The sequence below is a fragment of the uncultured Caballeronia sp. genome (assembly GCF_964243625.1).
Taxonomy (GTDB): Bacteria; Pseudomonadota; Gammaproteobacteria; order Burkholderiales; family Burkholderiaceae; genus Caballeronia.
Genome location: NZ_CAXTGZ010000245.1, coordinates 1 through 8,363 on the forward strand (window position 1 = coordinate 1; position 8,363 = coordinate 8,363).

Below are 8,363 nucleotides of genomic sequence, written 5' to 3' on the forward strand. Positions count from 1 at the left end.
CAAACACGCGATATAAGCCGCCAAGCTCAGGTGTCAACCAGCCGTAGTCCCCGCGCGATGGGTCCCAGAAATGCTGATGCGCATCGATGGATTCAACGCTCATGATTCGGCTTCGCCGGAACGTTCGGGCACGGGTGCCGATGCATGTAGCAGTCCCGCCGCCCGCAACGCGTCCCATAAATCAGCGGGCAGAGGATCAGCGAATGAAGCAACGTTCGACCGTACCTCGTCGGGGTTGCGCGCGCCCATCAGCACGGTGGCGACAACTTTATGCGCATAAGGAAACTGAAGGGCCGCGCTCGACAATGCGACGCCATGCTCGCGGCATATTCGTTCCAGCGCATCGACGCGCTCGATGATCGAAGGCGGCGCATCGCCGTAGTTGAACTTCTGGTTGATCGCTTTCGGCGGCACATTATCGTGCGTCAAACCACGCGCGAGAATGCCCGAGTTGAACGCACCGCCCAGCAAGATGCTGACGCCGCGTTTCTCGCATTCGGGCAGCAAGTCGTCGAGGACGGCTTGTTCGAGCAAGGTGTATCGGCCGGCGAGTAACGCGCAATCGATATTGAACTCCGCCATCGCTTCCTGAACCGCCGCGCCTTCGTTCACGCCGAGTCCGACCGCTTTCACGCCACGCGATGCCCGTAGTTCATCGAGCGCGCGAAAACCGCCTTCGTCCGTGAGTTGCCGCCAGTAAAACGCGTTTTTCTCGCCGTGCGTAACGCGGCCGATGTCATGGATCAGAACAATATCGATATCCACGATTCCCAGACGCTGCTGGCTATCTTCGAATGAACGAAGAATGCCGTCGTAGGTGTAGTCGTAGGTCGCCTGGAAAGGCAGGGGATTCGACCAGCCTTCGCTGCCGTCATATAGTGTCGTGCGCGGGACAAAACGGCGTCCGACTTTGGTGGACAACACGTAGTCTTCGCGCGGATAGCGTCGCAATGCATCACCCATGCGATGTTCAGCTTTCGTATGGCCGTAGTGCGGGGCGGTATCGAAAAATCGGATGCCAGCTTGCCAGGCGGCATCGATCGTTGCCTGCGCATCTTCTTCCGACAAGTCGTGATACAGGCCGCCAAGCGGCGCACTGCCCAACGACAGCGCCGTCACTTCCAGCGATGTTTTTCCAACCTTGCGCTTTTTCACGACGGGGTTTCCGGTGATTGGGTTCATCGCGTGGTTCTCGATGCGTAATTCGGTGCGTTATTCAATGCGTGGATCAAACCGGAGCAATCGATACCGCGTGCCGCGGCGTAGCGTTCGCCGGCAAGCACGCAGGCCCGACCGGGTCGAACGTCTTGTACGTCAGGATGAATTCCTGATGACCCAGCGATTCGGACTTCGACGCAGCGCCTGCCGCGACTTTCACGGTGACATCGAATACTTCGCGGCCTACTTCGTCGAGCGTTCCGCGGCCTTCGAGGATGCGGCCGGCATCTACGTCCATATCGCCGGAGAGATTGCGGTACGTCGCCGGGTTCGCACAGATCTTGATCACGGGCGAGATGGCCGAGCCGACCACCGAACCACGCCCGGTCGTGAACAGGATCACGTGCGCGCCGCATGCGATCAATTCGCCGATCTCGGCGTTGTCACTGATGTTCGGAAAACCGAAACGCGGTTCGCCGTCCGGCACGACATCGAGCAGGTACAAGCCGCCGACCGGCGGGATATCGCCCGGTTTGATGATGCCGACAATGGGCGACGCGCCGCTTTTCGCGTACGCGCCGAGCGACTTTTCTTCTTGCGTCGTGAGGCCGCCGTCCGCGTTGCCGACCGCAAACGAACCGTGTCCCAGGATCGAGTAATAGCGTGCGGCTTTGTCCACGCACGCGACGATTTCCTGCCCGAGTTCCGGCCGCGCCGCGCGACTTTTCATATGGAATTCGCAGCCGACGAGTTCGCCGGTCTCTTCGAAGATGCAGGCGGCGCCGGCGTCGATGAATGCGTCGAATGCGCGACCTACCGCGGGGTTTGCCGTAATGCCGCTGGTGCCGTCGGAACCGCCGCAAATCGTGCCGACGATGAGTTCATCGAGCGCCATTGGCACTTTTGGCTGGGCGGCAAGCGTCGCACGCGTTTCGCGAATCCAGTCGAGGCCGTTCTGGATCGTGCTGCGGGTGCCGCCCTTTTCCTGAATTGTCAGGACCTCGGCGGGACGGCCGCTCGCGCGAACGGCATCGACGAGATAGTGCTTGTTCATGCTCTCGCATCCCAGCGATACAAACAGCACCGCGCCCACATTCGGATGTGTGGTCAGCCGTTCCATCATTTTTTCGGCATAGCCATTCGGATAGCAGCCGGGAAAGCCGATCAGATGAACCGGTGGTTCCTGTTCGGTATTCGGGTCATCGAAGGCATCGAACGCGGGGCGAAACTGCGTGACGATCTCGCGCGCCACGTGATGCGCGCACTCCACGAGATAAGCAACCGCGATCACATTGCGAATACCCTTGCGGCCGTCGGCGCGCAAGAAACCCTGAAGCTGGGGAGCGGTGGTTGCTGTCATTGGCTTGGCTTTTCCCGGTGATCCACGAACGCGTGGCCGGCGTCGTGGGTAAAGGTCGGGATGTAGTCGCTCTCGAGATTGTGGGTGTGCAGGTGGTCGCCGGGCTGAACGTCCGAATTCACGTGGCCGATAATCGCGCCGTAACGAAGCACTTTTTGATCCGAGCGCAACGCGTGGCGCGCGACTTTGTGTCCAAGGTCGATGGTCTTTGCCAGCGTGACGACCTCCCCTTCAATCTCGACGCGCTCGCCCGCCTCCAGACGCGCACCTGCAATCAGGCAATTGTCTTGCGGGCTTTGAAGAATCAGACGTGGGTCGGTACTGTTGTGCGGTGTGTGCGGCACGCAGACTTCCTTGAATTCGTTTTCGATTGTGTCGCAGCGCGGGTTTGTATCAGTACAATCGTTCATCAGTGAACGTATTATTCATATGCGGACAAGTCGAAGTCAAGCTAACTGCGCACCGAATCGGTCCGTGTTTTCCCTTAGCATCGTGCGTTTATCGTTTTCAACAAGGCCGACATGCAGGCAGAAGATCCCTCCGACGCCGACCGTTATCGCGCGCCCGCGCTGGATAAAGGGCTCGATATCCTCGAATTGCTCGCCGAGCAAAAAGATGGATTGACGCGCGCCGAGATCACGAAATCGCTCGGGCGCAACGCGAGCGAGATGTACCGGATGCTCGAACGGCTGGTCGCGCGGCAGTATGTGGTGCGCTCGCCGGCGGGCGACCGGTATTCGCTGAGCCTCAAGCTGTATGCGCTCGCGCATCGCCATCCGCCGATGAACCGCCTGATCACCGAAGCGCTGCCGGTCATGCAGCGTTTCGCTGATCGCGCCGAGCAATCGTGTCATCTCGCCACGTACGACCGGGGCAATCTTCTTGTAATCGCGCAGGTCGACGGGCCGGGCACGTGGGGTATTTCGGTGCGGCTTGGCGCGCGCATCGGGTTGATCGATACCGGTTCAGGGCGCGTGACGCTCGCGTTCCAAAGCGCCGAACAGCGCGCGCACATGCTTGCCGAACACACGCAGGTCAAGGGCGAGACAGCGCTGGACCCGGTCGCGCTCGAAAGCGCGTACGCGAGGATTCGCGCGGACGGCTTCCTCCATAAGGAAAGTCAGCAGACGTTCGGCGTCATGGATGTGAGTTTTCCGCTGCTCGGGCCTTCGGGTCAGGCCGTCGCGACGCTGACCTGCCCGTTTCTCAGGCGTATCGATGAATACGTCGCACCGTCACTTGACGACGTCAGCGCAATGCCCGGCGAAGCGGCCGCGGCGCTGTCGATGTATCGCGAGCCTGAGTTGAATTCGGTGGTTGAAGTCGATGGTTGAACTCGATGCCGTGCGCGATGCGCGGTATTCCAGCCCGGCTTGATAGAATGGCGCCCCTCTCAAAAAGCGGCTGGTCGTTTTCGTACGATCTTCCGCGTCTTCATTCAGCAAGGCCATGGCGAAACTTCTGTCCGATCCCGAATTCCAGCGCTTCTCCGAACTCCAGCAAAAACAGTCCAGCTTTACGATCACGAGCGAAGAAGCCGATGAACTGCGCGACATCGTTGCACGCGCGCAGAAAAAGCGTGACGACCGCGCAGCAGCGATGCAAAGCATCGAAACATTCATTGCGCAATTCGATATCAGCGCGGACGAGCTGTTCACCGCCGACCAGATCGCCGATGCCGCCCGCAACTTCGGCCTGATCCCTGCAGCGAAGAAAGAACGCGTCATGCCGCCGCAGTTGTCGTTCAACGGCAAGCCGTATCAATGGACGAGCCGAGCGCTGCCCGACGACATCCGCGTACCCTTGTTCGAAGCGTTCACTTCGGGCGCATCGGTCAAGTCGTTTATTGCAACGCCCAAGGACACGAGCCGGTGCGCGGCTACCATCGCGCGTCTGGAGCGCGAAACCGGCAGCGTCTACGCCGACGCGTGGCTGGAAGAACTGGCGGTATCGCGTTCGCAAGTCGATGAAGCGCTCGCCAAGCTCGCGGCTTAAGCGTTAACGGTTCACGTCGGCGCCGAATCGGCGTCGGTCAGCCGCATGCGGAATCCCACCACGCCCGGGTCATCTGTCGGCGTGATCTGAAAACCGCAGCGGCGCGCGAGCGCGATCATTCCGGTGTTTTCCCGCAGCGCCTCGCCGGCGAGCCACCGCGTTCCGCGCGACTTGCAATACGCGATGATCCGCGACAGCAGCAACATGCCCAGACGCCTGCCCTTCTGATCCGACCGCACCGCTACCGCGAACTCGGCGGTCTCGTTGTCCGGATCCGCTATTGCGCGGGCCACGCCCAGTGTCTGCATTGCTTCGTCCTCACCCGTCACTGCGATAAACGCCATCTCCCGGTCGTAATCGATCTGCGTCATGCGCGCGAGCTGCGAGTGATCGAAGCTGCGTACTGAGCTGAAGAAACGCAGGCGCAGGTCCTCGGGCGTCATTGCCGCGACAAAAGCGCTGTGGGCGGCTTCGTCGTCAGGACGGATTGGACGTATGGTGACCTGGAATCCGTTCCAGTCCAGCGTCTCCTCAAGCCGGCGCGGATACGGCTGGATGGCGAGCGGCGTGCGGTGCGCGGCCAGCGTCAGGTGCGGCTCATAAACCACGACCGCCTGGCGTGTGACGCGTACTGTCAGGCGCAGAGCCACGATCTGCTCGATTTCACACACCGCATTCGACAAAGCCGTCAACGCATTCAACAAGGTCTCGGCCGGCAATTCCCGCGCCCTTGGCGAGCGCATCACGAGGTCGCGGGCGAGCAAGGGATTCAGCGGCGGAAGGGCGAACTCGTGCAAGGAATCCGGCAAACCGAGCGCGCCGGCAGCCCTGAACTCGAATACCGGACCGAATATGCGGTGGTTGAGCAGACGTACATCGATTTCAATGGCGTCGTCGCTACGCGGCCCCGTTGGCCCCGCCTTCACGACAATTCCAAACTGACTCAAAACCCGCGACGCACGCTCGCCATCCAGCTCGGCCACGCCAGTGCTCAACGCAGCCATCACCTGAGCCTGCGCGCTGTCGAGCGCCCCCACCGCCTGGGGTAGCGGCCCGTCGGGCGTCTGCATCAACAATTCACGGCCCTGGCGATAGTCCACCAGCCGGGCGAAACCCCGTGCGAGCCGCTGCGGTGTGGTGTGAACCGGAATGCCGTGCGCATGCAACGCGTCGCGCGTGGCTTCATCGACACAACCAAAAAAGCACGCCAGTAATCCGCGATACGCATGATCCTTCTGGGCGATCATCATGCGCGCGACCTCGGCAACCGGTGCTGCATGCGTCGGCGCATGGACCACAAACGCAGTCCCGGTCTCACGATGCGGCGCCAGCGCTTCGAGCGCCGCGCCGAAATCAGCGGCAGTGGCGGCGTCGCCCAGTTGCAGCGGATTGCCGAGCCGCGCGCCCGGCAATGCTGCGGTGACGGACTTGCGGGCCGCGTCCGGCCAGAGTGCGAGTGCGTCGCCGGCGGTGGCGAATGCATCGGCTGCAAGCGCTGCTACGCCCCGGTCGCTCGTGATCACGGTTGCACGATCGCTCGCCGCCACACGGCCAACCCCGAGCGTCTCGATTTCGTCCAGGAGGTCGTCCAAAGAATCGACGCGTACCAGACCCGCACGCCGGAATGCAGCGCTGTATAACGCGTCGAACGGATCGTCGTGGCCGGTGCGTAGAACGAGCACAGGTTTGTTGCGTGCGGCAGCGCGCGCCGCTGACATGAACTTGCGCGCCATTCGCACCGATTCAACGGCAAGCAGGACTGCACGCGTACGGGCGTCGCTTGCAAGAAAATCGAGGGTATCCCCGACATCGACATCGGCCTCATCGCCCAGCGCCACCACTCTAGAAAAGCCAAGACCGCGGGCGTTCGCCCAACCGAGCACGCCATTGGTCAGCGCATTCGACGCCGATACCCACGCTACCCCTCCAGCCGCAACCGGAGATGACGGCGCGCCCAGCACGGCGCCAGTGAGAGGCGTCATCACACCCAGGCTTGCCGGACCGACCACGCGCAACAAGAATGGCCGTGCCGCGGCAAGTGTCCGGTTTGTCCAGTTGCTGACCGTCTGGCCACGGGTTTCGCCCGACTGCCCAACGATTACGACTGCCCGCGTGCCCCGTTCGCCCAACTGCTGGACGATCGCCGGCCATGTTGAGGGTGGCGTGCACAACACTGCCACGGTGGGTGCGTCGGGCAGATCCTCGATCCGGGCGTAGGCCACAGCGTCATCGATCTGACGATGCTTCGGGTTCACCGGCCAGATCCCACCCGCGAATCCCGCGCGACTGAGCCGCGACCACACCATTTCGCCGATACTGCCCGCGCGCAGCGACGCACCGATCACGGCGATCGATTTCGGATGGAATAGCGCGTCGAGATTGCGTACGGTCATGCAGCCTCCTGGAACGGGATGTATCCAGCATAGGCGATTCATGCCCCGCCAACTACTAGTCGAATGGCCTAGTCCCCTGCGTCTTATCCGCGGGTTCGCAGCTTTCCTGATAGCCCCTTATGAGAATTCCTGCTGCTTCAACGTTGGCCGAAAGGTCTATTGTTTCGCTCCCGGAATCAAGGTAATTTTATCGAACGCGGGACAAAGACCCTCACTCGCAAACAACGGGGCGCATGTACCTGGCCAACAAGAACAACTGGGGAGACTGGCAGTCAGGAATCACTATGCGACACCTTCCATCGTTAATTGCGCTACGTTTTTTTGAAGAGACGGCGCGGCATTTGAGTTTCAACCGCGCAGCCCGAGCGCTGTGCGTCACACAAGGAGCTGTAAGCCGGCAAATCCGGCTGCTGGAAGAATCGTTGGGCGTGAAGCTTTTCGAGCGCGACCACAAAGGGATCCGGCTGACGCCGGCAGGCGTGACATTGATGCCCTCAGTGACGGAAGCGTTTGATGTCATCGAGCGGGGAACACGGCATTTATCAGGTGCTGTGGAACGCAGGCGTCTCGTTGTGTCGTTGCCCCCCACGTTTGCAACGCAATGGTTTTCTTCGCGGCTGGGCGCGCTCGCGGAGCAACTGCCAGACGTGGATTTATCGATCCGGACGCAGGACAGCGGCGAATGTCATTGCAGCGTCCGGTTCGGCCGCGAACCCGCGCGCGAGTCAACCATTGAAGGCGGCTCGGAGCTTTTGCTGATGGAAAGACACGCACTCGTGGGCGCAGCCGGATTAGCCGGCGTACCGGTCGAGCGCCTGCTTGATGAATTGCCCGCGCTGCATGTACTGCACGAAGACGTGCGGTTGAAATTATGGCCAAACTGGTTGGCCAAGGCGGGGATGCCCGCGCGCTACGCGGATAACGGCATCGAGTTTTCGAATCTGCAACAAGCGATTCACGCGGCGCGGCGTGGTGTCGGACTCGCGGTTGTGGACCTGAACATGATTGATGACGAGCTGACCGAAGGCGCGCTCGTGAAAATGTCCGACGTGGAGATGGTCGGACCGTTTGGATATTGGCTCGATGTGCCGGAAACGCATCGTGAAACTGAAACGGTGAGTTCGTTCGCGGCCTGGTTGCGTTATGAGGCAAGTGAAGCGGAACGAATCAAATGAGCGCCTCGTTACCGGCCGGATTGCACTGATACCACTCGTGTGCTTCTGGCCGGAACGTTGAGTCACTTGAAAAGCCAGCTTCGTGTCAGCGCATGGCGCTTCCCGACGCCCCTGTTCCCGTAACGCCATTCGCCTGCATTTCACCCCGGGCACGCAGTGCGATTGCACCGACAGATACCCGGGGTTATAAGACTTTGGGTCTTTTTTCGGCAGCGTGTAGCTGATCCTGCATTGTTCGACGGGGCCACTGCCCCACTTCACCGTAAGCGCGCCCTGATCTTC

General features: G+C 61.2%; 7 protein-coding genes and 2 pseudogenes. 3 read left to right on the plus strand and 6 right to left on the minus strand.

The annotated features are described in order from the left end of the window. From ACFFAR_RS17300 to ACFFAR_RS17315, 4 genes and pseudogenes are all read right to left on the minus strand, one after another. Window positions 1-103, minus strand: a pseudogene (locus ACFFAR_RS17300) (amidohydrolase); the annotation flags it as partial. Further along, the gene (locus ACFFAR_RS17305) at window positions 100-1,182 is read right to left on the minus strand and encodes an aldo/keto reductase (protein WP_174363459.1); all 1,083 of its coding nucleotides are present in this window, start codon (window positions 1,180-1,182) and stop codon (window positions 100-102) included. The pseudogene ACFFAR_RS17300 and the gene ACFFAR_RS17305, both read right to left, overlap by 4 nt. Window positions 1,183-1,228: 46 nt before the next feature. Beyond that, window positions 1,229-2,518 carry a UxaA family hydrolase gene (locus ACFFAR_RS17310; protein ID WP_174363458.1) on the minus strand — a complete coding sequence of 430 codons (1,290 nt, stop codon included), beginning with the start codon at window positions 2,516-2,518 and terminating at the stop codon, window positions 1,229-1,231. Then, window positions 2,515-2,928 (minus strand): SAF domain-containing protein, encoded by a 414-nt coding sequence (locus ACFFAR_RS17315; RefSeq protein WP_174363457.1) that lies wholly within the window; start codon window positions 2,926-2,928, stop codon window positions 2,515-2,517. Before ACFFAR_RS17315 ends, ACFFAR_RS17310 begins: the two co-directional genes overlap by 4 nt. Before the next feature lie 111 nt (window positions 2,929-3,039). On the opposite strand from ACFFAR_RS17315, the gene ACFFAR_RS17320 reads away from it, so the two are divergent. Both ACFFAR_RS17320 and ACFFAR_RS17325 read left to right on the plus strand, forming a co-directional pair. After that, a complete protein-coding gene (locus ACFFAR_RS17320) occupies window positions 3,040-3,852 on the plus strand; it encodes a helix-turn-helix domain-containing protein (protein ID WP_174363456.1) in 813 nt (270 codons plus the stop codon). A gap of 115 nt (window positions 3,853-3,967) precedes the next feature. Beyond that, window positions 3,968-4,513 carry a hypothetical protein gene (locus tag ACFFAR_RS17325; RefSeq protein ID WP_062003519.1) on the plus strand — a complete coding sequence of 182 codons (546 nt, stop codon included), beginning with the start codon at window positions 3,968-3,970 and terminating at the stop codon, window positions 4,511-4,513. Between the two features lie 11 nt (window positions 4,514-4,524). On the opposite strand, the gene ACFFAR_RS17330 is transcribed toward ACFFAR_RS17325, so the two are convergent. After that, window positions 4,525-6,906 (minus strand): GNAT family N-acetyltransferase, encoded by a 2,382-nt coding sequence (locus ACFFAR_RS17330; RefSeq protein WP_174363455.1) that lies wholly within the window; start codon window positions 6,904-6,906, stop codon window positions 4,525-4,527. 284 nt (window positions 6,907-7,190) lie between these two features. Between ACFFAR_RS17330 and ACFFAR_RS17335 the strand changes: the two genes are divergently transcribed. After that, window positions 7,191-8,081, plus strand: a complete 891-nt coding sequence (locus ACFFAR_RS17335) for a LysR family transcriptional regulator (RefSeq protein WP_174363454.1) — start codon at window positions 7,191-7,193, stop codon at window positions 8,079-8,081. A gap of 216 nt (window positions 8,082-8,297) precedes the next feature. Here the strand turns inward: ACFFAR_RS17335 and ACFFAR_RS17340 are convergent. Further along, window positions 8,298-8,363: pseudogene (locus ACFFAR_RS17340) on the minus strand (FimD/PapC C-terminal domain-containing protein); the annotation flags it as partial.

Excerpts from the sequence above, each read along its gene's own strand:
- ACFFAR_RS17305 (WP_174363459.1), bottom strand. The coding sequence starts at position 1,182 with ATGAACCCAATCACCGGAAACCCCGTCGTGAAAAAGCGCAAGGTTGGA.
- ACFFAR_RS17310 (WP_174363458.1), bottom strand. The coding sequence starts at position 2,518 with ATGACAGCAACCACCGCTCCCCAGCTTCAGGGTTTCTTGCGCGCCGAC.
- ACFFAR_RS17315 (WP_174363457.1), bottom strand. The coding sequence starts at position 2,928 with ATGAACGATTGTACTGATACAAACCCGCGCTGCGACACAATCGAAAAC.
- ACFFAR_RS17320 (WP_174363456.1), top strand. The coding sequence starts at position 3,040 with ATGCAGGCAGAAGATCCCTCCGACGCCGACCGTTATCGCGCGCCCGCG.
- ACFFAR_RS17325 (WP_062003519.1), top strand. The coding sequence starts at position 3,968 with ATGGCGAAACTTCTGTCCGATCCCGAATTCCAGCGCTTCTCCGAACTC.
- ACFFAR_RS17330 (WP_174363455.1), bottom strand. The coding sequence starts at position 6,906 with ATGACCGTACGCAATCTCGACGCGCTATTCCATCCGAAATCGATCGCC.
- ACFFAR_RS17335 (WP_174363454.1), top strand. The coding sequence starts at position 7,191 with ATGCGACACCTTCCATCGTTAATTGCGCTACGTTTTTTTGAAGAGACG.